General features: G+C 68.5%; 23 protein-coding genes. 6 read left to right on the forward strand and 17 right to left on the reverse strand.

Annotated elements, in window-relative coordinates; all coding sequences use genetic code 11:
- Position 1 precedes the first annotated feature (1 nt).
- Positions 2 to 994: a Bug family tripartite tricarboxylate transporter substrate binding protein gene (locus VAPA_RS00390; RefSeq protein ID WP_021004784.1), complete on the reverse strand. Its 993-nt coding sequence runs from the start codon at positions 992 to 994 to the stop codon at positions 2 to 4.
- Between the two features lie 50 nt (positions 995 to 1,044).
- Complete coding sequence (locus VAPA_RS00395; protein WP_021004785.1) at positions 1,045 to 1,968, reverse strand: beta-keto acid cleavage family enzyme; 924 nt, start codon at positions 1,966 to 1,968, stop codon at positions 1,045 to 1,047.
- Positions 1,969 to 2,114: 146 nt separating this feature from the next.
- Here VAPA_RS00395 and VAPA_RS00400 point away from each other — a divergent pair, with 146 nt between their 5' ends.
- Entirely contained in the window at positions 2,115 to 2,825 is a 711-nt protein-coding gene (locus tag VAPA_RS00400) for a Crp/Fnr family transcriptional regulator (RefSeq protein ID WP_021004786.1), read from the forward strand.
- Positions 2,826 to 2,856: 31 nt separating this feature from the next.
- On the opposite strand, the gene VAPA_RS00405 is transcribed toward VAPA_RS00400, so the two are convergent.
- The 11 genes from VAPA_RS00405 to VAPA_RS00455 form a co-directional block, all read right to left on the reverse strand.
- Positions 2,857 to 4,659: an NAD(P)/FAD-dependent oxidoreductase gene (locus VAPA_RS00405; protein WP_021004787.1), complete on the reverse strand. Its 1,803-nt coding sequence runs from the start codon at positions 4,657 to 4,659 to the stop codon at positions 2,857 to 2,859.
- Positions 4,660 to 4,754: 95 nt separating this feature from the next.
- Positions 4,755 to 6,794 carry a sigma-54-dependent Fis family transcriptional regulator gene (locus VAPA_RS00410; protein WP_021004788.1) on the reverse strand — a complete coding sequence of 680 codons (2,040 nt, stop codon included), beginning with the start codon at positions 6,792 to 6,794 and terminating at the stop codon, positions 4,755 to 4,757.
- A 148-nt stretch (positions 6,795 to 6,942) separates the two neighbouring features.
- Positions 6,943 to 7,644 (reverse strand): ABC transporter ATP-binding protein, encoded by a 702-nt coding sequence (locus VAPA_RS00415; RefSeq protein ID WP_021004789.1) that lies wholly within the window; start codon positions 7,642 to 7,644, stop codon positions 6,943 to 6,945.
- A 1-nt stretch (position 7,645) separates the two neighbouring features.
- Positions 7,646 to 8,395, reverse strand: coding sequence for an ABC transporter ATP-binding protein (locus tag VAPA_RS00420; RefSeq protein WP_021004790.1), 750 nt, complete (start codon positions 8,393 to 8,395; stop codon positions 7,646 to 7,648).
- Complete coding sequence (locus VAPA_RS00425; RefSeq protein WP_021004791.1) at positions 8,392 to 9,366, reverse strand: branched-chain amino acid ABC transporter permease; 975 nt, start codon at positions 9,364 to 9,366, stop codon at positions 8,392 to 8,394. Before VAPA_RS00425 ends, VAPA_RS00420 begins: the two co-directional genes overlap by 4 nt.
- Positions 9,363 to 10,235 carry a branched-chain amino acid ABC transporter permease gene (locus VAPA_RS00430; protein ID WP_021004792.1) on the reverse strand — a complete coding sequence of 291 codons (873 nt, stop codon included), beginning with the start codon at positions 10,233 to 10,235 and terminating at the stop codon, positions 9,363 to 9,365. Before VAPA_RS00430 ends, VAPA_RS00425 begins: the two co-directional genes overlap by 4 nt.
- 154 nt (positions 10,236 to 10,389) lie before the next feature.
- Complete coding sequence (locus VAPA_RS00435; RefSeq protein WP_021004793.1) at positions 10,390 to 11,562, reverse strand: ABC transporter substrate-binding protein; 1,173 nt, start codon at positions 11,560 to 11,562, stop codon at positions 10,390 to 10,392.
- On the reverse strand, positions 11,559 to 12,362 hold the full coding sequence (locus VAPA_RS00440) for an alpha/beta fold hydrolase (RefSeq protein WP_021004794.1): 804 nt from the start codon (positions 12,360 to 12,362) through the stop codon (positions 11,559 to 11,561). Before VAPA_RS00440 ends, VAPA_RS00435 begins: the two co-directional genes overlap by 4 nt.
- Before the next feature lie 136 nt (positions 12,363 to 12,498).
- Entirely contained in the window at positions 12,499 to 14,046 is a 1,548-nt protein-coding gene (locus tag VAPA_RS00445; RefSeq protein ID WP_021004795.1) for a benzoate-CoA ligase family protein, read from the reverse strand.
- A gap of 35 nt (positions 14,047 to 14,081) precedes the next feature.
- Entirely contained in the window at positions 14,082 to 15,632 is a 1,551-nt protein-coding gene (locus tag VAPA_RS00450) for a 3,4-dehydroadipyl-CoA semialdehyde dehydrogenase (protein WP_021004796.1), read from the reverse strand.
- Positions 15,629 to 16,102, reverse strand: coding sequence for a 4-hydroxylaminobenzoate lyase (locus VAPA_RS00455; RefSeq protein WP_021004797.1), 474 nt, complete (start codon positions 16,100 to 16,102; stop codon positions 15,629 to 15,631). Before VAPA_RS00455 ends, VAPA_RS00450 begins: the two co-directional genes overlap by 4 nt.
- 199 nt (positions 16,103 to 16,301) lie before the next feature.
- Here VAPA_RS00455 and VAPA_RS00460 point away from each other — a divergent pair, with 199 nt between their 5' ends.
- From VAPA_RS00460 to VAPA_RS00480, 5 genes are all read left to right on the forward strand, one after another.
- Positions 16,302 to 17,252 carry a helix-turn-helix transcriptional regulator gene (locus VAPA_RS00460; RefSeq protein WP_021004798.1) on the forward strand — a complete coding sequence of 317 codons (951 nt, stop codon included), beginning with the start codon at positions 16,302 to 16,304 and terminating at the stop codon, positions 17,250 to 17,252.
- A 129-nt stretch (positions 17,253 to 17,381) separates the two neighbouring features.
- On the forward strand, positions 17,382 to 19,058 hold the full coding sequence (boxC, locus tag VAPA_RS00465; RefSeq protein WP_021004799.1) for a 2,3-epoxybenzoyl-CoA dihydrolase: 1,677 nt from the start codon (positions 17,382 to 17,384) through the stop codon (positions 19,056 to 19,058).
- A gap of 34 nt (positions 19,059 to 19,092) precedes the next feature.
- Positions 19,093 to 20,520 carry a benzoyl-CoA 2,3-epoxidase subunit BoxB gene (gene boxB / locus VAPA_RS00470; protein WP_021004800.1) on the forward strand — a complete coding sequence of 476 codons (1,428 nt, stop codon included), beginning with the start codon at positions 19,093 to 19,095 and terminating at the stop codon, positions 20,518 to 20,520.
- Positions 20,521 to 20,648: 128 nt separating this feature from the next.
- Positions 20,649 to 21,947 carry a benzoyl-CoA 2,3-epoxidase subunit BoxA gene (gene boxA / locus VAPA_RS00475; RefSeq protein ID WP_021004801.1) on the forward strand — a complete coding sequence of 433 codons (1,299 nt, stop codon included), beginning with the start codon at positions 20,649 to 20,651 and terminating at the stop codon, positions 21,945 to 21,947.
- Positions 21,948 to 21,957: 10 nt separating this feature from the next.
- Positions 21,958 to 22,398 carry a MaoC family dehydratase gene (locus VAPA_RS00480; protein WP_021004802.1) on the forward strand — a complete coding sequence of 147 codons (441 nt, stop codon included), beginning with the start codon at positions 21,958 to 21,960 and terminating at the stop codon, positions 22,396 to 22,398.
- A gap of 52 nt (positions 22,399 to 22,450) precedes the next feature.
- On the opposite strand, the gene VAPA_RS35385 is transcribed toward VAPA_RS00480, so the two are convergent.
- From VAPA_RS35385 to VAPA_RS00495, 4 genes are all read right to left on the reverse strand, one after another.
- The gene (locus VAPA_RS35385; RefSeq protein WP_021004803.1) at positions 22,451 to 23,014 is read right to left on the reverse strand and encodes a hypothetical protein; all 564 of its coding nucleotides are present in this window, start codon (positions 23,012 to 23,014) and stop codon (positions 22,451 to 22,453) included.
- Between the two features lie 174 nt (positions 23,015 to 23,188).
- A complete protein-coding gene (locus tag VAPA_RS00490) occupies positions 23,189 to 24,223 on the reverse strand; it encodes an alpha/beta hydrolase family protein (protein WP_021004804.1) in 1,035 nt (344 codons plus the stop codon).
- Positions 24,224 to 24,338: 115 nt separating this feature from the next.
- Positions 24,339 to 24,656: a helix-turn-helix domain-containing protein gene (locus VAPA_RS35010; RefSeq protein ID WP_021004805.1), complete on the reverse strand. Its 318-nt coding sequence runs from the start codon at positions 24,654 to 24,656 to the stop codon at positions 24,339 to 24,341.
- Complete coding sequence (locus VAPA_RS00495; protein WP_230558938.1) at positions 24,620 to 25,456, reverse strand: hypothetical protein; 837 nt, start codon at positions 25,454 to 25,456, stop codon at positions 24,620 to 24,622. The genes VAPA_RS35010 and VAPA_RS00495 overlap by 37 nt, the downstream gene beginning before the upstream one ends.
- Positions 25,457 to 25,568: the final 112 nt, after the last annotated feature.

The following is a 25,568-nucleotide window of genomic DNA, read 5'->3' on the forward strand; positions in this document are numbered from 1 at the left end:
CTCAGGAGTCGGCCGTGAAGCCGATCTTCTTGACCAGCGGGCCCCAGCGTTCGGCCTCGGCCCGCTGCGAGCGCGCCATCTCCTCGGCGGTGGAGCCCTGGGCGATCAGGCCGACCACGGCCAGGCTGTCCGTCACCACCTTTTCCTTGATGGCCGCGTTGATCGCGGCATTGGCCGTGGCCACCACGCTGGCCGGCGTCCTGGCCGGTGCGTAGAAGCCGAACCATTCCTCGGTGGTCAGCTCGGCGAAGCCCTGTTCGGCAAAGGTCGGCACCTCCGGCGAAAAGGGCGAGCGCGCCTTGCCCGAGGTGGCAAGCAGCCGCAGCTTGCCGGCCTTGTGGTTGGGAATGAAGTCGCCGCTGGGCGTGACCATGGCGGCGATCTGGCCGCCCACCACGTCGGTCACGCCGGGAATGGAGCCGCGGTAGGGCACGTGCTTGAGATCGACCCCGTTGTGGAGGCCCAGCAGCGCGCCGATGAAGTGCGGCGTCGAGCCGGCCGCCGGCGAGCCGTAGCTGGCCTGGTTCGGGTTGGCCTTGGCCCAGGCGAGGAAGTCCTTCACCGTGCGCACCTCGGGCGGCACCAGCGGGCCGACCGCGAGGCCGTGGTGCATGACGGCGGCAATCGACACCGGCACGAAGTCCTTGCCCGGGTCGTAGCTGAGCTTGCTGTAGATGTGCGGATAGATCGAGGTGCAGGAGAAGGGCGAGAGCGCAAGCACGCTGCCGTCGGCCGGCGCGCTCTTGAGGGTTTCCAGCGCGATGCGGCCGCCGGCGCCCGGCTTGTTTTCGACCACGGCCGCGTTGCGGCAATAGGCCGAGCCCGCGAGCTTTTCGCCCACGCGGCGCGCCACGCTGTCGCCGGCGCTGCCGGCCGGGAAGCCGTAGTAGATCTTGACCTGCTCGAGCGCCTGGGCCAGTGCGGCCAGCGGCGAGAGGGCGCCCAGCGCAGTGGCTGCGCCCAGGGTGTGGAGGAAGTGGCGGCGGGTGTTCATGGGATGTCTCCTGTCTTCTGGTGGCGTTTCTGGCGGGTTGAACGGCCGCTTCAGCGCGGCGCGAATTCGGGACGCGGGCCGCCCCTGCGGGGCAGCCCCATCATCTGCCTTGCTTCGGCCGGCGTGGCCACTTCCATGTCGAGCTCATGGATGACGCGCACGATGCGTTCGGTGAGCTGCACGTTGGTGGCCAGCTCGCCATGGCGGAAGTAGAGGTTGTCTTCGAGCCCCACGCGCGCATGGCCGCCCAGCAGCAGCGCGGCCACGTTGGCCTCCAGTTGCGAGGTGCCGATGCCGCTCACGCCGAAGATGCTGCCGCGGGGCAATGTGTCGACCATCATCTGCAGGAAGCGCGGCGAATACGGCATCGCGTTCTGGAAGTTGCGGTGCACGTTCATCACCAGGTTGATGAAGTAGGGCTCGTCGTCATGGCCCTCCTCGATCAGCGTGGCCGTGTCCTGCAGGATGTGCGTGGGGCTGAACACCTCCCACTCGGGCTTGATGCCGCGCGCCTTCATGCCGGCGGCGAGCTCGCGGCCTTTGGTGATGGGCGTGTCCATCAGGATCTGCCTGCCCTCGAAGCTCAGGTTCAGCGTGGTCGCGTCGAGCGTGCACATTTCGGCGCCCGCGTCCATGCCCTTGATGCGTTCTTCCCAGGCGATCTCCCAACGATCGCCGGCCAGCGGCTTCACCATGTCGCCGTGGACGCCGCCGCCGGTGGAGTTGTTGATGACGATGTCGCAGCCGGCATTGCGGATTCGGCTGTTGATGTCGCGGTACACGTCCGCGTCGCAGGTCGCACCGTCGTCGGGGCGGCGCGCATGGATGGCGGCCACGCTCGCGCCGGCGTTCCAGCAGCGCAGCACGTCGGCCGCGATCTCGTCGGGCTGGGTGGGAAGGTGGGGGTTCTGCGACTTGTGCGCCATGCCGCCGGTGGGGGCGATGGTCACGATCACTTTGCGCTTCGACGACATGCTCCGGGTCTCCTGGGGTGTCTTCTTTCATGAGGGGCGCGCTATTATTTTTGGCGGCGCGGGCACACTCAGTCATTGCGACGACATTTGGAGTCAGGGTTTACGCGGCGCGGCCCCATTTCCACGCCATCAGGAGCTTTCTTTTCATGTCCACGACGAAGCCGGCCATCAAGGCGGCATCGCTGACGGTTGCGCAGCTGCTTCAGCGCTCGGCCTGGTTTCCGCCGCTCGACGAAGCGGCGCGCGAGCGCGTGCTCGACGAAATCCGCGAGGTCGAAGTCGCGGCCGGCGCCGCGCTGTGCCGGCGCGGCGATACGCCGCTGCACTGGTACGGCACGCTCGAAGGCTTGCTCAAGTGGTCGATCACCTCGAGCGACGGCCGCTCGGTCACCTTCGGCGGTCTGTCGGTCGGCAGCTGGTTCGGCGAAGGCACGCTGCTGCGCGGCGCCCCGCGCTCGGCCGACGTCATCGCGCTGCGGCCCAGCCGCGTGGCCCAATTGCCGCTGGAGACTTTCGAGTGGCTGCACCGCACGCAGCGCGGCTTCGATCATTTCCTGCTGCAGCAGCTCAACGAGCGGCTGCACTGGTTCATGGGCAACTACGCGGCGCACCGGCTGCTCGACGCCGACAGCCAGGTGGCCCGTGCGCTCGCGGGGCTGTTCCATCCGTGGCTGTATCCGGGCAGCGAGCTGCATCTGCAGACTTCGCAGGAGGAGATCGCCAATCTTTCCGGCGTGTCGCGCCAGCGCTGCAATGCGGCACTGAACCGGCTGAAGGAAGCGGGATTCCTGCGGATCGAGTACGGGGGGATCACCGTGATCGATCTGGAAGGCTTGCGCCGCTTCATCCAGGAGTGACCCTCTCTTCGAAAGAGAGGGGCAGGGCGGCTCAGCGCGTGTGGTACGACGGCGCGCGCTCGTACACCGGCGTGTCGATCCCTTCCATCCGCGCCTTCAGCTGCAGCGCCAGGAACTGCGAGTAGTGGCGCGACTGGTGCAGGTTGCCGCCATGGAACCAGAGGTTGTCGACCTGCGTGGGCTTCCACATGTTGCGCAGCTCGCCCTCCCAGGGACCCGGGTCCTTCGGCGTGTCGGAGCCCAGGCCCCAGCACTTGCCGACCTTGTCGGCGATCTCGGGCGAGATCAGGTCGGCCAGCCAGCCGTTCATGGAGCCGTAGCCGGTGGCGTACACCAGCAGGTCGGCCGGCAGCTCGGTGCCGTCGGTCAATGTCACCGAGCGCTCGTTCACCCGCTCGATGTTCACGCCGCTCTTGAGGTGGATGCTGCCGTTGGCCACCAGCTCGGAGGCACCCACGTCGATGTAGTAGCCCGAGCCGCGCCGCAGGTATTTCATGAAGAGCCCGGAGCCGTCGACGCCGAAGTCCAGCAGGAAGCCCGCCTTCTCCAGCCGCGCGTACAGGTCGGCATCGCGCTTCTTCATCTCCTCGTACACCGGGATGTGGAAGGTGTGCATGATCCTGTAGGGCACCGAGGCGAAGATCAGGTCGCCCTTGTGGTGGTCGATGCCGTTCTTCACCGCCTGCTCGGAGTAGAGCCCGCCCAGTGCCAGTTCCATCAGCGACTGCGAAGGCGCGATGTGCGTGGACGAGCGCTGGATCATCGTGACGTCCGCGCCGTGCTCCCACAGTGCCGCGCAGATGTCGTGCGCCGAGTTGTTCGAGCCCAGCACCACGCACTTCTTGCCGGCATAGGCCTCGGGCCCGGGGTGCTGGCTCGAGTGGTGCTGGTCGCCCAGGAAGCTCTCGGCGCCTGCCACCTTCGGCACGTTCGGGTAACCCGAGACGCCGAGCGCGAACACCAGCTGCTTCGGCCGCAGCACCACCGGCTTGCCTTCGCGCTCCACCGTCACTTCCCAGCGCTGCGTGGCCTCGTCGAAGCGGGCCTTCTTCGCATGGGTGGAGCTCCAGTAGTTGAGCTCCATGATCTTCGTGTACATCTCCAGCCAGTCGCCGATCTTGTCCTTGGGGGCGAACACCGGCCAGTCGTCCGGGAAGGGCATGTAGGGCAGGTGGTCGTACCAGACCGGGTCGTGCAGGCACAGCGACTTGTAGCGCTTGCGCCAGGAGTCGCCGGCCTTCGCATTGCGCTCCACGATGATGGTCGGCACGCCCAGCCGGCGCAGCCGCGCGCCGAGCGCGATGCCGCCCTGGCCGCCGCCGATGACCACCACCTCGGGCTGCTCGGTGTAGCCGAGCGCGGCCTCTTCGTCGCGGCGCTTCTCGAGCCAGTTCTTGCGGCCCTTGTGCACGCCGTGCTCCGCGCCCTTGACGCGGTTGTCGCCCGTCTTTTCCTCGAAGCCCTTGAGCTCGGTCATGGTGGTGAGCAGCGTCCAGGCCTTGCCGCTGCGCAGGCGCACATGGCCGCGGCCGCGCGCGACGCGGGTCTCGAAGGTGAACCAGGCATCGACCACGCCGTCGGCCTCGGTCGCCTCGCCCTCCAGCGCGAAGGCCGTGGGCTGCGTGTCGGCCAGCCGCGCCTGCAGCATCGCGCGAATGGCCCCGGGGCCTTCCTGCGTGCGGATGTTCCAGGTGAAGGCGACGAGGTCGCGCCAGTAGCTGTCGGCCTCGAACAGCGAGACGGCCGCGTCGACGTCGCCGCGCGCGAGGGCGGCGGCAAAGTCGGCGAGCCAGGTGGCGGCGGCCCGGGTGGGGGCTGTGGTCGGGTCTGTCATTGAATGTCTCCGTGCGTTGGATGAAGGCGCGGCGCGGCAAGGCGCACGCGGCATTCGTTGCGCAGCTTTCGTGCCGTGCTGCGCGCGACGGGGAATCAATGACTTGGCAGCGGTTTTGTCGCACGCCCCGGGCTGTCGCCTGTCGCATGCGACACCGGTGCGACATCTGTCGCAGCGAGGGCCCGGCTCACATCCGCTGTGGCGGTGCGATGCCGTGCCGCTTCATGTGCCGGTACACGGTGGCGCGGCACACGCCAAGTTCGGCTGCCGCACGCGCCACGTGCCAGCGATGGCGCTGGAGCAAGGCGCGCAGTTCGTCCGCGCTCGCAAGGTCGCGGCCATCGCCGGCCTCGGCGCGAGCGACGGGCGGCGGCACCGCCGCCGCGGCATCGAGGGGGCGGGAAGCTGGAGATCTCCGCGCTCACCGTGCCGTCCGCGCACAGCGCGAGCGCCAGTCGCAGCACGTTGCGCAGCTCGCGCAGGTTGCCGGGCCACGCGTGCGCCAGCAGCCGCTGCAGTGCCGCGTCGGACAGCCGCGCGGTGGAAGAGCGCATCGCCGCGGCTTCCTCGTTGAACATGGCCTCGATCAGGTAGCGCCGGTCGCCCCGCGCGCGCAGCGGCGGCAGCTTCAGCACCGCGCCGCACAGGCGGTAGTACAGGTCTTCGCGGAAGCGCCCTGCGGCCACCAGTTCCGGCAGGTGCCGGTGCGTGGCCGCCACCACCGCGATGTCCACGCGCTGCGGCGATTCCGCTCCCAGCGGCAGCACCTCGCCTTCGGACAGCACGCGCAAAAGCCGCGTCTGCAGCGCCATCGGCATGTCGCCGATTTCGTCGAGGAACAGCGTGCCGTGGTCGGCCTGCGCGATCAGCCCTTTCATGCCCTTGGCACGGCCGCCGGTGAAACTGCCGGGCGTGTAGCCGAAGAGTTCGCTCTCGATCAGCGAATCGGGAATGGCGGCGCAGTTCACCGCCACGAAGGGCATCGCCGCACGGCTGCTCGCGCCGTGCAATGCGCGCGCCAGCACTTCCTTGCCGCTGCCGGTTTCGCCTTCGACCAGCACATGAATGCCGCGGTCCACCAGACGGCGTGCCTGCGCGAGAAGCTTCTGCATGGCCGGGTCGTTGCCGGCGATGCGCTCGAGTGGCGGCAGGCGATCGCAGGGACGGGCATTGCCCGATGCGGCAGCTGCGGGCGCTGCCGCCCGGCGCACGCGCGGCGCCAGCAGCGAGGCGTGGTATTCGCCGCCGCCCGGCAGCAGCACCGTGTGTGCGAAGGGCATGGCCGATGCGCCGCCGTTGCCGATGCGCCAGATCGCGTCCATCGGCATGTGCAGCAGCTGCGATACCTCGCGGCCCAGCGGGTTTCCGGCCAAGGCCTGCCGTGCACCGCCGTTGGCGCCGACCACCGTGCCGCCTTCGTCGAAGGCCAGCATCACCTCGCCCGCCACGTCGACCAGCCCGTAGGCCGTGCCCAGCCGCAGGATCCAGTGGCCGCGGAAGCTGCGCAGGAAATCGGCGTCCTCGATCATCCGCGCATAGATCGACACCAGGTGCCGCACGAGGTGCTGGCTCTCCCTGGCCTCGGGCGAGCGCAGCGCCGACACGTCGAGAATTGCCGTGAGCTTGCCGCTGTGGTCGAACAGCGGCGCCGTCGTGCAGGTCAGCGCGATGTGCGTGGCATCGAAGTGCTCGGTCTGGTGGCAGGTCATCGGCTGGCGTTCGACCAGGCAGGTGCCCACGCCGCAAGTGCCCGCGTGGGCCTCGTTCCAGTCGGCGCCCAGGTAGAGGCCGGCCTTGCGGAGCTGGTCGTCCCAGGCCGGGTTGCCGATGTAGTCGACCGTGATGCCTTCGGCGTCGGTCAGCAGCACCATGTAGCCGAGGTCCGCCACGCGGCGGTAGATGTCCTCCATGCCGGCACGCGCCGCGCGCAGGAAATGCTCCAGCTGCTGCTGGTGCGCCCGCACCTCCTGTGCCGGCAGGATGCGCGCGGGGCTGGGCCTCGTCGGGTCGAGCCCATGCTCGCGCACGCAGCGCGCCCAAGACTTGTGGACCAGGCTCGCCGCCGGGTCGGCCAGCGCCGTGCCGGTGGCGATCGAATAGACGTTGTCGATGTGACGCGATTGCAGGGAAGTCATGCTCAACCTCGCGGTGGCGCACGGCCCTGCCGGGGATTCATGGGGCGTGCAGCCGCACATCATTCGGCTGCCGCATCGCCGCGGGTAAGAGGTGAAACCCGGTGGAACGGACGTGTTACTCCCCCTCACAGCGGGAGTGAGCCGCCCGTCACACCCCCAGCAATTCCTCCAGCGCCTGCGGCTGCGCCAACAGATCGGCCGACGCGCCGTGCCGCACGATCTGCCCCTTCTCCATCACCACCGCCAGGTCGGTGTGCGCGAGCACCTTGCGGTAGTCGCGGTCCACGATCAGCGTGGCGATGCCGGTGGCGCGGATCTCGCCGATCACGCGCCAGATCTCGGCCACGATCAGCGGTGCCAGGCCCTCGGTGGCCTCGTCGAGGATCAGGAGGCGCGGATTGGTCATCAGCGCGCGGCCGATCGAGAGCATCTGCTGCTCGCCGCCCGAGAGCTGCTGGCCGCCGTGCGACAGCCGTTCGGCCAGGCGCGGAAAGGTGGCCATCACGCGGTCGAAGGTCCAGGCGCGCCGGCCGTCAATGCCCGCGCGCTCGCTCATCACGAGGTTCTCGCGCACCGAGAGGTTCGGGAAGATGCCGCGGCCCTCGGGCACGTAGCCGATGCCGAGACGCGCCATCTTCTCGGGCGGCCAGCCGGTGACGGTGCGGCCATCGACCTGCACCTCGCCCGAGGCCGGGCGCACGTAGCCCATCATGCTGCGGATCAGCGTGGTCTTGCCCATGCCGTTGCGCCCGAGCAGGCCGACCGAGGTGGCGGCCGGAATGCCGGCATGCACGCCGCGCAGGATGTGGCTGCTGCCGTAGTAGGTGTTGAGATCGCGGACGACGAGCATGTCAGTGGTCTTCTCCGAGGTAGGCGGTGCGGACTTCCGGGTTCTCGCGGATCGACCGAGGGTCGCCGGTGGCGATGACCGTGCCGTTCACCATCACCGTGATGCGGTCGGCAATGCGGAACACCGCATCCATGTCGTGCTCCACCAGCAGGATCGCATGCGTGGCCTTCAGCCGCGCGAGCAGGGTGAGCATGCGGTCGGTTTCCTCGGCGCCCATGCCCGCGAGCGGCTCGTCGAGCAGCAGCACGCGGGGCTTGGTGGCAAGGCACATCGCCACTTCGAGTTGGCGCTGCGCGCCGTGGCTCAGCGTGCCGGCGATGCGCAGGGCTTCGTTCGAGAGGCCCGCGGCTTCGAGGGCCGCATCGGCCGCCGCATTGCTGGCCGCGCAGCGCTCGGACGACTGCCACACCGTCCAGGGTCGCGCCGTGGCGGCCTGTGCCGCGAGGCGGCAGTTCTCGTGCACGCTGAACTCCGGGAAGATGGTCGTGCGCTGGTAGCTGCGGCCCACGCCCGCGCGGGCACGGCGCCACTGCGCGCGCCGCGTGATGTCGATGCCGTCGAGCGCAATGCGGCCTTCGGAGGCTTCGATCTCGCCCGAGAGCATGTTGATCAGCGTCGACTTGCCCGCGCCGTTGGTGCCGATCACCGCATGGACTTCGCCGACGTGCAGGTCGAGCGTGATGGCGTTGACGGCGGTGAGGCCGCCGAAGCGGCGCGTCAGCCCTTCGACGGAAAGCAGTGCAGTTGTCATGCAGCCCCCTTCGGCGAGAGCCGCTTTGCCAAGCCGATCAGCCCCTTGGGCAGCCACGCCACGAACACGATGATCGCAATGCCCAGGGTCAGCTGCCAGTGGTCCGCCAACGGCCCCATCACGGCGTGCGTCGAGAAGATTTCCTTCAGCAGCGTGAACGCAATGGCGCCGATGACCGCACCGCGCAGGTGGCCGAGACCGCCGAGGATCACCATCAGCAGCACCTCGCCCGAATTGTGCCAGGCCATCAGCTCGGGGTTGACCACGCCGTCGCGCGAGGCCAGCAGAAAGCCCGCGAGCCCGGCCAGCGCACCCGCCAGCACGAAGGCCGCGAGCTTGTAGCCGTACACCGGGAATCCTGCCGCGCGCATGCGCTGCTCGTTCACGCGGATGCCCGCGAGCGCCGCGCCGAAGCGCGAGCGGCGCACCAGCGCCAGCAGCCCGTAGGTGAACACCAGCGATGCGAGCACCACGTAGAACAGCACCATGCGGTTTTCCATGTCGAGCTTGCCGATGGCGGGCCGCACGTACATGTAGATGCCGTCGCTGCCGCCGCCGACCTTGGTGTCGTGGAACACGAAGAAGGCCATCTGCGCGAAGGCCAGCGTCACCATGATGAAGTACACGCCGCGCGTGCGCAGGCTCAGGGCGCCCACGAACAATGCATAGAGCGCCGCCGCGCCCATGGCCAGCGGCAGCAGCAGCGCGAGGTTGCCGCCTTCGCTGCCGGAAGCCAGCACCGTGACGTAGGCGCCGATGCCGTAGAACGCCGCATGGCCCAGGCTCACGAGCCCCGTCATGCCGACGAGCAGTTCGAGGCTCAGCGCGAAGATCGACAGGATCATCACCTTGACGACGAAGTCCGAGACGTAGTTGCCCATGAGCGGGCCCAGCACGCCGATGGCAATGGCGCAGATCACCGGCACGAGAAACGCGCCGCGCCGCATGGAGGAAGTGTGGACCTGCGTCATGGCCGCCTCCCCATCAGCCCTTCGGGCTTCCAGATCAGCACGATGGCCATCAGCAGGTAGATGCCGATGCCGCTCAGGTCCGCGAAGAACACCTTGCCGAAGGTGTCGACGAAGCCCACCAGCAGCGAGGCCACGAGGGCGCCCGTGATCGAGCCGATGCCGCCGATCACCACCAGCACGAAGCAGATGATGAGCACGCTCGCGCCCATGTTCGGATACACCGAGGACATCGGCGCCGCGATCATCCCGGCCAGCGCCGCGAGCGCCACGCCGGCCGCGAACACGATGCGGTAGAGCCGCTTCACGTCGATGCCGAGGCCTCGCACCATGTCGCGGTTGCTCGCGCCGGCGCGGATCATCATGCCCAGCCGCGTGCGGTTGACCACCCAGTACAGCGCCACCGCGAGCACGATGCAGGCGGCCGAAGCGAAGAGCCGGTACCACGGATAGCTCATGACGTTGCCGAGCGCGAAGCTGCCGTCGAGCCAGGCCGGCACCTTCACGCCATGCACGTCGTTGCCCACGAGGATGGAGCGCAGCTCCTCGAACACCAGGATGAGCCCGTAGGTCATCAGCACCTGCTGCAGGTGGTCGCGCTGGTAGAGGTAGCTGAAGAAGGCCCATTCGAGCAGGTAGCCGAAGATCGCCGCCAGCACCACGCCGGCCACCAGCATCAGCAGGAACTGGTCGCCGAACAGCGGCGCGAGCGCGAACGCCATGTACGCGCCGATCATGTAGAAGCTGCCGTGCGCAAGGTTGATCACGCCCATGATCCCGAAGATCAGCGTGAGCCCCGAGGCCACCAGGAACAGAAGAAGTCCGTACTGAACCGAGTTCAGGCACTGGACAAGGAAGGTGCCGAAATCCACGTTGAGATCATCCCGGTTAGACCGTGAAAGGAGCAGGCGCCAGGCGCCTGCGATTGTTCGTGAGACACCGCGGATCCGGCTTTGCCGGTCCGCCGGTGTCGCCCCCTCGAGGGGGGAGTCGAGCTACACGCCGTGAGCGAGGGACGGGGGTGGGCTACATCTTGCATCCACGGGCCGGGTCCGTCAGGCCCTTGATCGCGATGCTCACCAGCTTGTTCTCCTTGCCTTCCACCTTGCGCAGGTAGATGTCCTGCACCGGGTTGTGCGACTTGCTCATGGTGAACGTGCCGCGCGGGCTGTCGATCTTGGCCTTCTCGATGGCGGCCGTGAATTCGGCCTTCTTGCCGATGTCGCCCTTGGTGGCGGCCAGGCCCACGCCCAGCATCTGCGCCGCATCGTAGCCCTGCACGGCATACACGTCGGGCTGCAGCTTGAAGGCCTTGGCGTAGCCGACGCGGAAGGCGTTGTCGCGCGCCGTGTTCAGGCCGTCGGCATAGTGCAGCGTGGTCAACATGCCTTGCGCGGCTTCGCCCTGCGCGTCCAAGGTGCCGTCGGTCAGAAAGCCCGGGCCGTAGAGCGGAATCGTCTTGTTGAGGCCAGCGGCCTGGTAGTCCTTGACGAACTTCACCGCGCCGCCGCCCGCGAAGAAGGCATACACCGCGTCGGGCTTGGCCGCCGCGATCTCGGTCAGCAGCGCCTGGAATTCCACGTTGGGGAAGGGCAGCGTGAGCTGCTTGTCGACCTTGCCGCCGTTCTTCTCGAAGCCTTCCTTGAAGCCGTTGACCGACTCGTCGCCGGCCGCGTACTTCCAGGTGATGGTCATCGCCTTCTTCTTGCCCTGCTGCTTGGCGGCGACTTCGCCCATGGCGTAGGCCGGCTGCCAGTTGCTGAACGAACTGCGGAAGATGTTGGGCGCGCACATCGGGCCCGTGACCGCGTCGGCACCGGCATTCGGCACGATCAGCACGGTGCCGCTTTCCTTCGCGGCCTTGGCCATGGCCATGGCGACGCCGGAGTGCACGGTGCCCACGATCACGTCGACGTTGTCGCGCTTGATGAGCTTGTTGACGTTGTCGGTCGCCTTGGCCGGGTCGGACTCGTCGTCGACCTTGAAGTATTCGATCTCGCGGCCGGCGAGCTTGCCGCCGTGTTCGTCGACGTAGAGCTTGAAGCCGTTCTCGATGGCGACGCCCAGGGCGGTGTAGGTGCCGCTGTAGGGCAGCATCAGGCCGACCTTGAGTTTGCCGGTGCCCTGGGCGCCGGCGGCGGTGGCCAGGGCGGCGAAGGCGATCGCGGTGAGGGCCAGGCGGGCGGTGCGGATGGTCATGGTGTCTGTCTCCTGTTTTTGGTGATGAAAGCGGTGGCCGCGACGATGACACGATCCGGCTGATCGCGATGCGGGGAATGCCCGCATTCCGGGATTTCGAGCAGCTCGCATCCCCTGACGCGCGCCGCGATGCCGCGGATCTGCGCGAGCGTGCCGTACTCGTCGTCGATGCCCTGGATGGCGAGCACCGGGCAGCGGATGGTGTCGAGCCCGGCCTCGATGTTCCATTCGCGAAAAGGCGGGTGCAGCCAGATGCGGTTCCAGCCCCAGAAGGCCGAGTCGGCGCTGTCGTGGTAGCGGCCGAGCTTCTTCGGCAGGTCGGTCGAGAGGTAGGCGGTGCGGGCCTGTTCGATGTTCGCGACGGTCACGTCTTCCACGAAGATGTGCGGCGCGAGCACCACGAGGCCGTTGACGCGGTCCGGGAAGCGCGAGGCGTAAAGCAGCGAGATCGAGCCGCCGTCGCTGTGGCCGAAGAGCCAGGGCTTTTCATCGTCGAGCTTCAGGGCGCTGAAGAGGGCGGGCAGCACCTCGTGCGCCTGCCGGTGCATGAAGTCGACGTCCCAGATCTCGTCGTCGGCGCGCGGCGTCGAGCGGCCGTAGCCGGGACGAGAAAACACGATGCCGCGGGCGTTGGCGGCGTCGCAGACTTGCGCAGGGAAGTCCTTCCACATGGCGATCGAGCCGAGGCCTTCGTGGAGGAAGACGACGAGCGGGGCATCGGTGCGCTCGGGGGCGATCCATTGGCATTCGATGCGCACGGGGCGGCCGCGCCAGTTGATCGTTGCGAACTCGGGAGTCATGGCTGTTGCTCCTTCCCCCGCCGGGGGATGGCCGGGATGGGGGCTCGCGGCGCTGGCAGGGGCTGTGCGTATGCAAACGCCGATGCCCCCGCCCCAGCCCTCCCCCGGGAGGGGAGGGAGAAAGACAGGGCGCGCGTCATGCCTGCTTTTCCCGCTCGCGCAAACGGAAGCGCTGGATCTTCCCCGTCGCCGTCTTCGGCAGCTCCTGCACGAACTCCAAAAAGCGCGGGTACTTGTACGGCGCGAGCCGCTCCTTCACGAAAGCCTTCAGCTCCTCGTCGCTGACCGACTGGCCGTCCTTCAGCACGACGAAGGCCTTGGTCTTGGTCAGCCCGTCCGCGTCTTCCTTGCCGATCACCGCGGCCTCGAGCACCGCGGGGTGCTGCATCAGCGTGGCTTCCACCTCGAACGGCGACACGTAGATGCCGCTGACCTTCAGCATGTCGTCGCTGCGCCCGGCATAGGTGTAGTAGCCGTCGGCGTCGCGCGTGTACTTGTCGCCGCTCTTGGTCCAGCCGCCCTGGAAGGTCTCGCGCGACTTTTCGCGGTTGCACCAGTACATCAGCGCCGAACTCGGGCCGCGGATGTAGAGGTCGCCCACTTCGCCGTCGGGCACCGGGCGGCCGTCCTCGCCGCGCAGCTCGACCTCGTAGCCTTCCACCGGCCGGCCCGTGGTGCCGTAGCGCACGTCACCGGGGCGGTTGGAGATGAAGATGTGCAGCATCTCGGTGGAGCCGATGCCGTCGATGATCTCGCAGCCGAAGTGCGCCTTGAAGCGCTGTGCGATCTCGCCGGGCAGGGCCTCGCCGGCGGAAGAGCACATGCGCAGCGCCACCTGCTCGCGCGCCGGCAGCTTCGGCGAGGCGAGCATGCCGGCAAAGCCGGTGGGCGCGCCGAAGAAGACGGTGGGCTTGTGCTCCACCCAGCGGCGGAAGGTGGCGTCGGGCGTGGGCCGTTCGGCCATCAGCACCACCGTGGCGCCGACCGACAGCGGAAAGGTCAGGGCATTGCCCAGGCCGTACGCGAAGTACATCTTGGCGGCCGAGAAGCACACGTCGTTCTCGGTCAGCCCGAGCACCGGCTTGCCGTAGAGCTCGGCCGTCCACCACAGGTTGGCATGCGTGTGGACCGTGCCCTTGGGCTTGCCGGTGGAGCCGGAGGAATACAGCCAGAACCCGGGGTCGTCGGAGGCCGTGGCTGCGGGCGCTGCCATCGGGGGGGCGGCGGCGAGCGCGGCATCGAATTCCTGCGCGCCCTCGGGCAGCGCGCCCGCGGGCTGCGAGACGATCAGCGTGTGTACTTCATGCGTGCCGCGGCCCATTGCCTCCTGCAGCGTGGGCAGCAGCGCGCCCGACACCAGCGCGGCCTGCGCGCGGCTGTGTTCGAGCATGTAGGCGTAGTCCTCGGGCGTGAGCAGCGTGTTGACGGCCACCGGCACGATGCCTGCATAGAGACAACCGAGAAAGCTCACGGGCCAGTCGCTGCAGTCGAGCATCAGCAGCAGCACGCGCTCTTCGCGCCGCACCCCGGCGGCCTTGAGCGCGGCGGCCAGGCGGCGCGCGCGGTCTTCGAGCTGGCCGTAGCTCAGCGTGCCGCGGTCGTCGATGTAGGCGGCGCGGTCGGCGCGGCCGCGGTTGAGGGCGAACAGGTGTTCGGCGAAATTGAATCGTGCGGGTGGGCTCATCGTGTGTCTCCGTGGGGCCTGTGCATTTCTCTTCTCTAGAGGCCGAGGTGGGCGAGCACGCCGGGGCTCGCCTGCACCGCGCTGCGGCGGTGATAGAAGTCGAGCGCGCGCAGTCCGCCGAGCTCGCTGCCGCCGCCCGCGCGGCCCGGACCGCCGTGCATCGACATCGGCATCACGTTGCCGTGGCCGGTGTGGGCCTGCGCGACCTCGGGCGTGATCACGTGCACGCGGCCGTGGCTCGGCGCGACGGCGAGCGCGGCCTGCGCCAGCGCGGCATCGTCGCTGCCGTAGAGCGAAGTCACCAGCGAACCCTGGCCGCGATGCGCCAGCGCGATGCCGTGCGCAAGATCGCGATACGGCAGCAGCGTGGCAACGGGCCCGAACACCTCGACGTCGTGCACGCGCTGCGCCGCATCGGCATCGCGCGCGCCCAGCAGCACCGGGCCGATGCAGGCGGCCACGGCCGGTTCGGCATCGATCAGCGGCGTGTTGCGGCCGTCGTACAGTACGGTGGTCTGCGCGGACAGTGCTTCCAAGCCCTCGCTCACTGCATTCAGCTGCGCGCGGCTCACGAGCGAACCCATGCGTACGCTCTCGTTGCGCGGATTGCCCACCGTCACACCCATGAGCTTCGCGCCGATGGCTTCGGCCGCGGCGTCGTACACCTCGGCCGGCACCAGGATGCGGCGGATGGCGGTGCACTTCTGGCCCGACTTCACCGTCATCTCGCGCACCACTTCGCGCACCAGCAGGTTGAAGGCTTCGCTCCCGGCCGCGGCGCCGGGCAGCAGCAGGGCGCTGTTGAGGCTGTCGGCCTCGATGTTCACGCGCACCGAGCGTTCGGCCACGGCCGGGTGCGAGCGGATCAGCGCCGCCGTCTCGGCGGAACCGGTGAAGGAGACCACGTCGAAGGGCTGCAGCGCATCCATCAAGCCCGCCGAGCTGCCGCAGACGACCGAGAGCGCACCCGCGGGCAGCACGCCCGCGTCGACCACGTCGCGCACCATGCGCTGCGTGAGCCAGGCGGTGGCCGTGGCGGGCTTCACGATCACCGGCACGCCGGAGAGCAGCGCCGGCGCGGCTTTTTCCCACAGGCCCCACGACGGGAAATTGAAGGCGTTGATGAAGAGGGCCACGCCCTGCGTCGGCACCTGCAGATGCTGCGACTGGAACACCGGCTCCTTGCCGAGCCTGGCCGCGTCGCCGTCGCGCAGCGCGCGCACGTCGCCGAGCGTGTCGCCCCACTTCGCGTACTGGCCCAGCGTGAAGATCGCGCCGTCGATGTCGACGGCCGAGTCGTTCTTCACCGTGCCGGAGTTCGCGGTGGCGATCTCGTAATAGGCATCGCGGTTCGCCTGCAGCACCTTCACGACGGCGCCGAGCAGCCCGGCACGCTGGCGGTAGCTGAGGGCGCGCAGCGCGTGGCCGCCCTGTTCGCGCGCAAAGGCAAAGGCCGCGGGCAGGTCGAGGCCGGTGGCGTCGACGCGCACGAGCTCGGTGCCCAGCACCGGATCGAAAAGAGGCGTGCCGGCGCCAGATCCGCCTTGCCAGCGGCCGGCGACGTGGTTGGGGAGGAGTTCGGTCATGGGGTGAACCTGATCTGCCCTTCGGGCAAGAGATAGAGAACGAGTGCGCGGCCTTGTGCCACGGTCGGGCGGTGCGCGGTGCCGGGCCCGTAGACGCACCAGCCCGCGGGCCGTCCGTCGAAGGTGGCATCGGCGCTGCCGTCCGCCGGCATGATCAGGTCGATCTCGCCGTTCGGATGCGTGTGGTGCGGGCCGGCGATGTCCTGCATGTCGACCACGTCGACCGAGAAGCGGTGCAGCGCGTCCTCGGCCTTGAACACGCGGCCGTACCGGATGCCGCCGCCCTCGCGCTCGCACAGCCAGCCTTCGGCGACGCCGCCGATACAGGCCTGGCGCAGCCGTTCGAAGCTGGCGCTGCCCGCGCCGTGCGCGGCGTTCAGCCACTGGTCGAGCTGTTCGTCGAGCGGCCGGCCGGCGATTTCGGCCGTCAGGCCGGCGATCAACTGGTGAAATGCTTCCTTGCTGGACATTGGCGGGCTTCCTTTTTGGAGGCTGGCTGGCAGGTGGCTGCCGGAGCAAACTTTTGAACTACCTTGCAGGATCGCTGTGCGTGCAGTATCTTGCGTGTGGCCGAACAATAAGCATCGAGACAATGAGTGTCAAGCAATATAGTGCATATATGGTGTTTACCCTGAGCGCGCACAATCCCGGCCAAGAACGAGGACTTGCATGAACGAGCACGTAGACGCGGTGCTGGCCACCGCGCCCGGTGGCCACCGCGCCGCCAACGCAGCAGCGCCGGCCGTGGAGGCCGCCAGGAACCCCTTGCTGGCGGCATTGGGCGAGCGCGTGCGCAACCTGCGCGCGCAGCGCGGCCTCACGCGCAAGGCGGTGGCCATTTCGGCGGACGTGTCGGAGCGGCACCTCGCCAACCTCGAATACGGCATCGGCAACGCGTCGATCCTGGTGCTGCAGCAGGTGGCCGGCGCGCTGCACTGCTCGCTGGCCGAGCTGGTCGGCGACGTGACCACCAGCTCGCCCGAGTGGCTGTTGATCCGCGAGCTGCTCGAAAACCGCAGCGAGGCCGACCTGCGCCGCGTGCGCGTGGCGCTGGGCGAGCTGCTGGGCACGGCCTCGGTCGACCCGGCCCGGCACCGCCGCATCGCCCTCGTGGGCCTGCGCGGCGCGGGCAAGTCGACGCTCGGCCAGATGCTGGCCGAAGACCTCGAAGTGCCCTTCATCGAGCTGAGCCGCGAGATCGAAACGCTCGCGGGCTGCAGCGTGCGCGAGATCCACGACCTCTATGGCACCAACGCCTACCGCCGCTACGAGCGCCGCGCCCTCGAGGAAACCATCCAGATCTACAGCGAGGTGGTCATTGCCACGCCGGGCGGCATCGTGTCCGACCCCGCCACCTTCAACGAGCTGCTCGCGCACTGCACCACCGTGTGGCTGCAGGCCGCGCCCGAGGAGCACATGGGCCGCGTGGCCGCGCAGGGCGACACCCGTCCGATGGCGGCCAGCAAGGAGGCCATGGAAGACCTGCGGCGCATCCTGAACGGCCGCGCCGCCTTCTATTCGAAGGCCGATCTCTCGGTGGACACCAGTGGCAAGACCCTGGCGCAGAGCTTCCAGGCGCTGCGCGCCATGGCACGTCAATCCATCGGCCTGAACGTCTGAACTGAGGTTTTGAAAAAAAGAGATTCAGGCATTGACTTGCCTGTTCACATGCAGCATGATGCATGTCATCGGAACCAGAGGCTGCATTATTCTTCCGGTTTGCATCTGCCCCACACAGGAGACTTCCGTATGACCGAGACCACGACCCTTCAGGCGCCCCCGCGCGTCGACTACCGCATCGAACCCGCGCAATACAGGCATTGGAAGCTCAGCTTCGACGGCCCGGTGGCGCGCCTGGTGCTCGACATCGCGGAAGACGGCGGCATCCGCCCCGGCTACAAGCTCAAGCTCAACAGCTACGACCTGGGCGTGGACATCGAGCTGAACGACGCGCTCAACCGCGTGCGCTTCGAGCACCCCGAAGTGCGCAGCGTGATCGTCACCAGCGGCAAGGACCGCATCTTCTGCTCGGGCGCCAACATCTTCATGCTCGGCGTGTCGAGCCATGCGTGGAAGGTGAACTTCTGCAAGTTCACCAACGAGACGCGCAACGGCATCGAGGATTCGTCGAAGCACTCGGGCCTGAAGTTCATCGCGGCCGTGAACGGCGCCTGCGCCGGCGGCGGCTACGAACTGGCGCTGGCCTGCGACGAAATCCTGCTGGTGGACGACCGCTCCTCGGCCGTGTCGCTGCCCGAAGTGCCGCTGCTCGGCGTGCTGCCCGGCACCGGCGGCCTGACCCGCGTGACCGACAAGCGCCACGTGCGCCATGACCTCGCCGACATCTTCTGCACCAGCGTCGAAGGCGTGCGCGGCCAGCGCGCGGTCGACTGGCGCCTGGTCGATGCCGTGGCCAAGCCCGCGCAGTTCGCTGCCGCCGTGCAGGACCGCGCTTCGCAGCTCGCCGCCGCGAGCGATCGCCCGGCCAGCGGCAAGGGCGTGGCGCTGACCCGCCTCGAGCGCACCGACAGCGCCGACGGCATCAGCTATTCGCACGTCGACATCCAGATCGACCGCAGCAAGCGCACCGCCGCCATCACCATCAAGGCGCCCACGGGCAAGCAGCCGGCCGACATCGCCGCCATCGAAGCCGCGGGCGCCGCCTGGTGGCCGCTCGCGATGTGCCGCGAACTCGACGACGCCATCCTCAACCTGCGCACCAACGAGCTCGACATCGGCACCTGGCTGCTCAAGACCGAGGGCGACGCGGCCGCCGTGCTCGCATCGGACGCCGTGATGCTCGCCCACAAGGACCACTGGCTGGTGCGCGAAACCATCGGCGCGCTGCGCCGCACGCTGGCGCGCCTGGACGTGTCGTCGCGCAGCCTGTTCGCGCTGGTCGAAGCGGGTTCGTGCTTCGCCGGCACGCTGGCCGAAGTGGCCTTCGCCGCCGACCGCAGCTACATGCTCGCGCTGCCCGACGATGCCGAGCGCGCGCCGAAGCTCGTGCTCAACGAATTCAACTTCGGTTTCTTCCCGATGGTGAACGACCAGAGCCGCCTGCAACGCCGCTTCTACGAAGAAGCCGCGCCGCTGGAGGCCGCCCGCGCGGCAGCCGGCAAGCCGCTCGACGCCGACGAGGCGCTCAAGCTCGGCCTCGTCACCGCCGCGCCCGACGACATCGACTGGGAAGACGAGATCCGCATCGCCATCGAGGAGCGCGCCGCCATGTCGCCCGACGCGCTCACCGGCCTCGAAGCCAACCTGCGCTTCGCAAGCAAGGAGAACATGGCCACCCGCATCTTCGGCCGGCTCACCGCCTGGCAGAACTGGATCTTCAACCGCCCCAACGCCGTCGGCGAGAAGGGCGCGCTGAAGGTCTACGGCACCGGCCAGAAAGCCGGCTTCGATTTGAACCGCGTTTGAAGAACCCGCAGTCCGTACAACCCAAGGAACAGCGATGAGCACGATCAACTACAGCGAGAAGATTCCCAACAACGTCAACCTCGGCGAAGACCGCACGCTGCAGCGCGCGCTCGAAGGCTGGCAGCCGAACTTCATCAACTGGTGGGACGACGTGGGCCCGGAGGGCTCGACCAACCACGAGGTCTACCTGCGCACGGCCGTGAGCGTCGATCCGCAGGGCTGGGCCCAGTTCGGCCACGTGAAGATGCGCGACTACCGCTGGGGCATCTTCCTGAACCCGGGCGACGCCAACCGCGAGGTCCACTTCGGCGACCACAAGGGCGAGAAGGCCTGGCAGGACGTGCCCGGCGAACACCGCGCCAACCTGCGCCGCATCATCGTGACGCAGGGCGACACCGAGCCCGCCTCGGTCGAGCAGCAGCGCCACCTGGGTCTGACCGCGCCGTCGATGTATGACCTGCGCAACCTGTTCCAGATCAACGTCGAGGAAGGCCGCCACCTGTGGGCGATGGTCTACCTGCTGCACAAGCACTTCGGCCGCGACGGCCGCGAGGAAGCCGAGGCGCTCTTGCAGCGCACCTCGGGCGACGTGGACAACCCGCGCATCCTGGGCGCCTTCAACGAGAAGACGCCCGACTGGCTGGCGTTCTTCATGTTCACCTACTTCACCGACCGCGACGGCAAGTTCCAGCTGGCTGCGCTGGCCGAGAGCGCGTTCGATCCGCTCGCGCGCACCACGAAGTTCATGCTGACCGAGGAAGCGCACCACATGTTCGTGGGCGAAAGCGGTGTCTCGCGCGTCCTGGCGCGCACCGCGCAGGTGATGAACGAACTTAAGACCGACGACCCGCAGAAGGTGCGCGCCGCCGGCGCCATCGATCTCCCCACCATCCAGCGCTACCTGAACTTCCACTACAGCGTGACCATCGACCTGTTCGGCGCCGACCAGTCGAGCAACGCCGCCATCTTCTACAGCTCGGGCCTGAAGGGCCGCTATGAAGAGGGCAAGCGCACCGATGACCACGTGCTCAAGGGCCAGACCTACAAGGTGCTCGAGGTGAAGGACGGCCAGTTGGTCGAAAAGGACGTGCCGATGCTCAACGCGCTCAACGAAGTGCTGCGCGACGACTTCATCAAGGACTCGATGGCTGGCGTCGGCCGCTGGAACAAGGTGCTCGAGAAGGCCGGCATCCCGACCCGGCTGGCCGTGCCGCACAAGGCCTTCAACCGCCAGATCGGCGCGCTCGCCGGCATCAAGATGTCGCCGGACGGCCGCGTGGTGAACGAGATCGAATGGGCCGCCAAGCGCAATGAATGGCTGCCGAGCGCCGAAGACTTCGCTTTCGTGGCATCGTTGATGGGCCGCGTGGTCGAGCCGGGCAAGTTCGCAGGCTGGATCTCGCCGCCGGTGATGGGCATCAACCGCCAGCCGGTCGATTTCGAATACGTGCGTTTCGGCTGATTGGTATTGGTATTGCTCCTTCCCCTTCCGGGGAAGGCTGGGATGGGGGCTCAGCAGCGCGACCACGACAAGCGCCGCTCGCCCCCACCCAACCCTCCCCCGAAAGGGGAGGGCTCTAGGAGAACAACATGGACATGGCCGTTGAAGCCGGGGTCATCAAGCAGCACCTGATCGACCCCGAGATCTGCATTCGCTGCAACACCTGCGAGGCCACCTGCCCCGTCAACGCGATCACGCACGACGACAACAACTACGTCGTGCGGGCCGACGTCTGCAATGGCTGCATGGCCTGCATCTCGCCGTGCCCCACGGGCTCGATCGACAACTGGCGCACCATGCCCCTGGTGCGTGCCTACACGATCGAGGAGCAGCTCACCTGGGAATCGCTGCCCGCCGAGCTGTCGCCCGAAGAGCTGGAAGCCGCCGGCGTTTCCGCCGAAGCGGCCGGCGACGCGGCCGCTGCCGTGCCCGCGCAGACCCAGGCGCAAGCCCAGGCCCAGGCCGCGGTCGAGTCCGTCGAGCCCGCCTTCAACTCCGCGCAGTACGGCGCCAGCGTGCCGCCCTGGTCGGCCGCGCACGCCTACACCAACCTGTTTGCGCCCAAGGCGCCGACCACCGCCACCGTGGTGGGCAACTTCAACTGCACCGAGGCGGGCTTCGACAGCGAGACCCACCACATCGTGCTCGACTTCGGCATGGTGCCGTTCCCGGTGCTCGAAGGCCAGTCGATCGGCATCGTGCCGCCGGGCGTCGACGCCATCGGCAAACGCCACCATGCGCGCCAGTACTCGGTGGCCAGCCCGCGCAACGGCGAGCGGCCCGGCTACAACAACGTGTCGCTCACCGTGAAGCGCGTGACCGAGGATCACCAGGGCGACCCGGTGCGCGGCGTGTGCTCGAACTACGTCTGCGACCTGAAGGTGGGCGACACGGTGCAGGTGGTGGGACCTTTCGGTTCCTCGTTCCTGATGCCGAACCACCCCAGGTCGCACATCGTGATGATCTGCACCGGCACCGGCAGCGCGCCGATGCGCGCCATGACCGAATGGCGCCGGCGCCTGCGCAAGAGCGGCAAGTTCGAAGGCGGCAAGCTGATGCTGTTCTTCGGCGCGCGCACCCAGCAGGAGCTGCCGTACTTCGGCCCGCTGCAGTCGCTGCCCAAGGACTTCATCGACATCAACCTCGCGTTCTCGCGCACGCCGGGAAGCCCCAAGCGCTACGTGCAGGACCTGATGCGCGAGCGCGCCGCCGACCTGGCCGCGCTGCTGAAAGACGGCAGCAGCCACTTCTACGTGTGCGGACTCAAGAGCATGGAAGAGGGCGTGGTGCTGGCCCTGCGCGACGTGGCGAAGGAAGCGGGGCTCGACTGGGACACCGTCGGCGCCGCGTTGAAGCGCGAAGGCCGTTTGCACCTGGAAACATACTAAGCTGCGGCGAATGAAGTTCGCCGACTTCCACCCCGGCCAGGTCATCGAGGCCGGTCCCTATGTCGTCTCCGAAGCGGAGCTCATCGGGTTCGCGCAGGCCTACGACCCGCAGTGGTTCCACACCGATGCAGTGGCCGCGGCAGACAGCGCATTCGGCGGGCTGATCGCGAGCGGCTGGCACACCTGCTCGATCGCGATGCGGCTCGTGGTCGATGCCGCGCTCAGGGGCTCGGAGTCTTTTGCGTCGCCGGGGCTCGAGCATGTGCGCTGGCCCCACCCCGTGCGGCCCGGCGATGCCCTGCGGCTCGTGGCCGACGTCATCGAGGCGCGGCGCTCCGAAAAACGGCACACGCTCGGCATCCTGCGCTGGCGCTGGCGGCTCTTCAACCAGCGCGAGCTGATGGTGCTCGACGTGGAAGTGACCAGCCTGTTCAGGCTGGAAGCAAACTAAAAAAAGCCCGCGGCGCAGGCGCACCGCGGGCTTCTTTCCCTGAGCGAAGTGCTTATTTCTTGACGTCGACCGCGCCGGATCCCTTGGCCTTGCCGCTGGCCTTGGCGCCCACGGCCGGCGCCTTCAGCGCACTGCCGGCCGAGCCCGCGGCGCCGGTCGCGCCGCCCACCGCGTCACCCACGACATTGGTCGCGCCGGTCACGTTGCCGGCCGCGCCGCTGACGGCATTCGTGGCGCCGCCCACTGCGCTGGTCGCACCGCCGACTGCGCCGGTGGCACCGCCGACCGCACCCGTTGCGCCGCCGACCACGCCGCCCAGGGTATTGCCCAGCCCGCCTGCGGCCTTGCCGGGGACTTCGACCGGTTGCACGCCGCCCCCCGGGGCGGCACCGCTGCCGGCACTTCCCTCGGCCCGCGTCTGCGCGGCCGCATCGGTGCGTGCACCGGCGCCCGCGGCGCCTTGGCGTTGAGGCGCGTTCGCGCTGCCCGATGTGCTGACGTCGGCATTCACGCCCACACCGACCCCCACGCCTTGTGCCTGTGCGAAGCCGCTCATGGCAAGAAGGCCTGCGAGCAAGGCGCCGACGAAAAGGGATTTGTGTTGTTGCTGCTTCATAGGTGACTTTTCCTTTCGTTTGAATGGTCATTGACCAGAACCGGCTTGGGGCCAGTTCGGTCGCTACCGTGACCACTTCGCACCATGTCGCCGTGTGCGGGGCTTTCGCTCTCGCTTGTGGGACGTGTCCGTCGTCCGGAACGCAGGGTGATGCGTTGGTGCGGCGCTGCCGGCTCAAGGCAGCAGATGCGTGCTGAAGAAGGCGGTCGTCTTGCGGTTCACCTCCGGCAGCAGTGCTGCGCGGTCGAACCCCGGCGGATCGTTGAGCATGTCGCCGATCAGCCCGGTGAGCCCCGGCGGCAGCGGCGAGAGCAGCGCGCCATGGCCGCCGGTGGGCAGATCGGCAATCAACTCGCAGCGCGGCAGGCAAGCCGCGAGCACGCGGTCGCTGTGATAGCGCGGCACCAGCCAGCGGTCCTGCTGTGCGGTGATCAGCCCCAGCGGCACGCGCGGCGTGGCGAGCGAGGCCATGTCGAAATCGGCCGAGCCGGGTACGCCCGCCACGATGGCGGCGATGCGCGGGTCCTGGTACTCGCGCGGCGTGGCGTCGGCGAAGCGGTGGCGGATCACGAGCAGCGCGGCCCATTTCCGGATGCTGTCCAACCCACTCCCGGTCAGCCGTGTGATCAGGCCGACGCACGTCTGGAAGTCGCTTTCCAGGTCAGCCTCGCAATGCTGCCTGAACGCGGCCGGCGACCAGCGTCCGCCCGCCAGGCTCAGCGCGGTGTGGCCGCCGGCCGACATGCCGTACATCCCGATCTTGTCGAGCTGGAGCAGCGGCGCGAAGCGCGCATCGCGCCCCACCGCGTCGATGGCGCGCGACACCTCGGCCGGCCGCATCGTCCAGCTGTCGGGGCCCGGATTGCTGTCGTCCTTGTAGTTGTCGGCCCTGTGTTCGGGCATCGCCACGATGAAGCCGGCTTCCACCAGGGTGCGTGCCAGGTCCGCATGCACCCATGGCGCGCCGCCCGAGCCGTGCGAGACCACGATCAGCCGGCCGTTGCCGCGAATGGGCGCGCCCTGTGCCGCCACGTCCAGCATGAAGCGGCCGCGCCGGACTGGCTGGACCTCGCCGCTGGACGGGTAGAACACCGTGACCGGCCCGTCGCCGACCAGGCCGGCAATCTCGGCCAGGCCCATCGCGGCCTGGGCCAGCCCGGAAAGCAGCGCCAGCACCGTGGCCGCAAGGAAGAAAAACAGACGTCGCATCGACCGGACTCCTTGTGTCATCGAAGGCCCATTGCCCTCGGCGGCCCGGACGATGCCGCGGCATGCCCGCCGCGTCTTGCCGAAAGCTGCAAGCGCGGTTTTCGGCTGGCCGATTTCAGGATTCGGCCAGCTTTTCCCTGCGGAATTCGGTGGGCGTGAGCCCGGTGGCGGTCTTGAACGCGCGGTTGAACGGGCCGATGGACTGGAAGCCTGCCGTGAGCGCGATGGTGAGGACGGGCAGGTCGCGCTTGCCCGGATCGGCCAGCGCGGCCATGGCCTCGGCCAGCCGGAAACCGTTGACGAAGGCGTTGAAGTTGCGGTGCCCCAGGCGCTGGTTGATGAGCCGCCGCAGCCGGTATTCAGGCGCCGACAGCCGCGTGGCGAGGCTGGCGATGCTCAGGTCTTCGCTGCGATAGGCGCGGTCGACGGCCATGGCGTGCTGCAAGGATTCGGCGAGGCGGTCTTCGGCCGGATCGGGCTCGGGGTCCGGGCTTGGGAGCGCTTCGGGCGGCCGCGCGTCTTCAAGAACGGCCACGGGCATCGCAGCCGGCACGCCCGCCGCGGGGAACAGGTCCGACCCGCCAACCGCACCATCCGCCAGGCCACCACCGCCACGATCGCGAGCAACATTGCCACGTCCGCCGTGGCCGACAACCCCGAGAGTCGGCCATGCGGCGAAGCCAGCCGGACCGCCAGCATCCCCAGGCTGTAGCCGATGCCGGTCACCACGATGAAGACGCGCAGCCTGCGGCGCCGCTCCACCAGGTCTTCCCGCCAGTGCGAGGCCGCGGCCAGCGCGGCAAGCACCGCGAACACCAGCGGCACGGCGCGCTGCAAACCCATGCTGATCGGCGCGAGCACCGAGGCGCTGCCGGCCACGACCGCGCAGTTGAACGCCGCCAGCGCGGCGACCGCGACCCAGGCTGCGACGTGCAGGGGGCGCAGCGCGAAATCGTCGTGGAACAGCGCCTGCACGAAGACCCAGAACAGCACGGCGTTGCCGACGGAGACGGCGACCAGCGGCGCCTGCCAGAGCCTGGGCACCAGCGCTTCGAACAGCGGCGTGGACCCGATGACCTGCACGCAAAGGCCGAGCGTCAATGCCACGCCGGCGCGCGCAGCCGGCAGGCGGGGGCGGTCGCGTCCGAGCACCAGCGCCAGCAGGAGCAGCAACGCGATCGCCACGCCGCGCAGGGCGGCGTCGAGCAGGGTCGAGGGAAGGGCGGCGGGCATGCGGTCGTCGTGAAGGCGGCCGACGATAACAGGCCGCGGGCCGACAACCGTTCCGCCCGCAGGGTCAAGAACGCTTGCCTCCTGTGCCCGAGTTCTTATGCAACTAATAATG

It is taken from the genome of Variovorax paradoxus B4, assembly GCF_000463015.1.
GTDB classification, from domain to species: Bacteria; Pseudomonadota; Gammaproteobacteria; order Burkholderiales; family Burkholderiaceae_C; genus Variovorax; species Variovorax paradoxus_E.

What these genes read in the sequence shown, in the direction of transcription:
- VAPA_RS00415 (WP_021004789.1), bottom strand. Translation starts at nt 7,644, where the DNA reads ATGCTCGTCGTCCGCGATCTCAACACCTACTACGGCAGCAGCCACATC.
- VAPA_RS00495 (WP_230558938.1), bottom strand. Translation starts at nt 25,456, where the DNA reads ATGCCCGCCGCCCTTCCCTCGACCCTGCTCGACGCCGCCCTGCGCGGC.
- VAPA_RS00390 (WP_021004784.1), bottom strand. Translation starts at nt 994, where the DNA reads ATGAACACCCGCCGCCACTTCCTCCACACCCTGGGCGCAGCCACTGCG.
- boxA (WP_021004801.1), top strand. Translation starts at nt 20,649, where the DNA reads ATGGACATGGCCGTTGAAGCCGGGGTCATCAAGCAGCACCTGATCGAC.
- VAPA_RS35385 (WP_021004803.1), bottom strand. Translation starts at nt 23,014, where the DNA reads ATGAAGCAGCAACAACACAAATCCCTTTTCGTCGGCGCCTTGCTCGCA.
- boxB (WP_021004800.1), top strand. Translation starts at nt 19,093, where the DNA reads ATGAGCACGATCAACTACAGCGAGAAGATTCCCAACAACGTCAACCTC.
- VAPA_RS00420 (WP_021004790.1), bottom strand. Translation starts at nt 8,395, where the DNA reads ATGACAACTGCACTGCTTTCCGTCGAAGGGCTGACGCGCCGCTTCGGC.
- VAPA_RS00445 (WP_021004795.1), bottom strand. Translation starts at nt 14,046, where the DNA reads ATGAGCCCACCCGCACGATTCAATTTCGCCGAACACCTGTTCGCCCTC.
- VAPA_RS00455 (WP_021004797.1), bottom strand. Translation starts at nt 16,102, where the DNA reads ATGTCCAGCAAGGAAGCATTTCACCAGTTGATCGCCGGCCTGACGGCC.
- VAPA_RS00440 (WP_021004794.1), bottom strand. Translation starts at nt 12,362, where the DNA reads ATGACTCCCGAGTTCGCAACGATCAACTGGCGCGGCCGCCCCGTGCGC.
- VAPA_RS00435 (WP_021004793.1), bottom strand. Translation starts at nt 11,562, where the DNA reads ATGACCATCCGCACCGCCCGCCTGGCCCTCACCGCGATCGCCTTCGCC.
- VAPA_RS00410 (WP_021004788.1), bottom strand. Translation starts at nt 6,794, where the DNA reads ATGACTTCCCTGCAATCGCGTCACATCGACAACGTCTATTCGATCGCC.
- VAPA_RS00425 (WP_021004791.1), bottom strand. Translation starts at nt 9,366, where the DNA reads ATGACGCAGGTCCACACTTCCTCCATGCGGCGCGGCGCGTTTCTCGTG.
- boxC (WP_021004799.1), top strand. Translation starts at nt 17,382, where the DNA reads ATGACCGAGACCACGACCCTTCAGGCGCCCCCGCGCGTCGACTACCGC.
- VAPA_RS35010 (WP_021004805.1), bottom strand. Translation starts at nt 24,656, where the DNA reads ATGGCCGTCGACCGCGCCTATCGCAGCGAAGACCTGAGCATCGCCAGC.
- VAPA_RS00460 (WP_021004798.1), top strand. Translation starts at nt 16,302, where the DNA reads ATGAACGAGCACGTAGACGCGGTGCTGGCCACCGCGCCCGGTGGCCAC.
- VAPA_RS00395 (WP_021004785.1), bottom strand. Translation starts at nt 1,968, where the DNA reads ATGTCGTCGAAGCGCAAAGTGATCGTGACCATCGCCCCCACCGGCGGC.
- VAPA_RS00450 (WP_021004796.1), bottom strand. Translation starts at nt 15,632, where the DNA reads ATGACCGAACTCCTCCCCAACCACGTCGCCGGCCGCTGGCAAGGCGGA.
- VAPA_RS00480 (WP_021004802.1), top strand. Translation starts at nt 21,958, where the DNA reads ATGAAGTTCGCCGACTTCCACCCCGGCCAGGTCATCGAGGCCGGTCCC.
- VAPA_RS00490 (WP_021004804.1), bottom strand. Translation starts at nt 24,223, where the DNA reads ATGCGACGTCTGTTTTTCTTCCTTGCGGCCACGGTGCTGGCGCTGCTT.
- VAPA_RS00400 (WP_021004786.1), top strand. Translation starts at nt 2,115, where the DNA reads ATGTCCACGACGAAGCCGGCCATCAAGGCGGCATCGCTGACGGTTGCG.
- VAPA_RS00405 (WP_021004787.1), bottom strand. Translation starts at nt 4,659, where the DNA reads ATGACAGACCCGACCACAGCCCCCACCCGGGCCGCCGCCACCTGGCTC.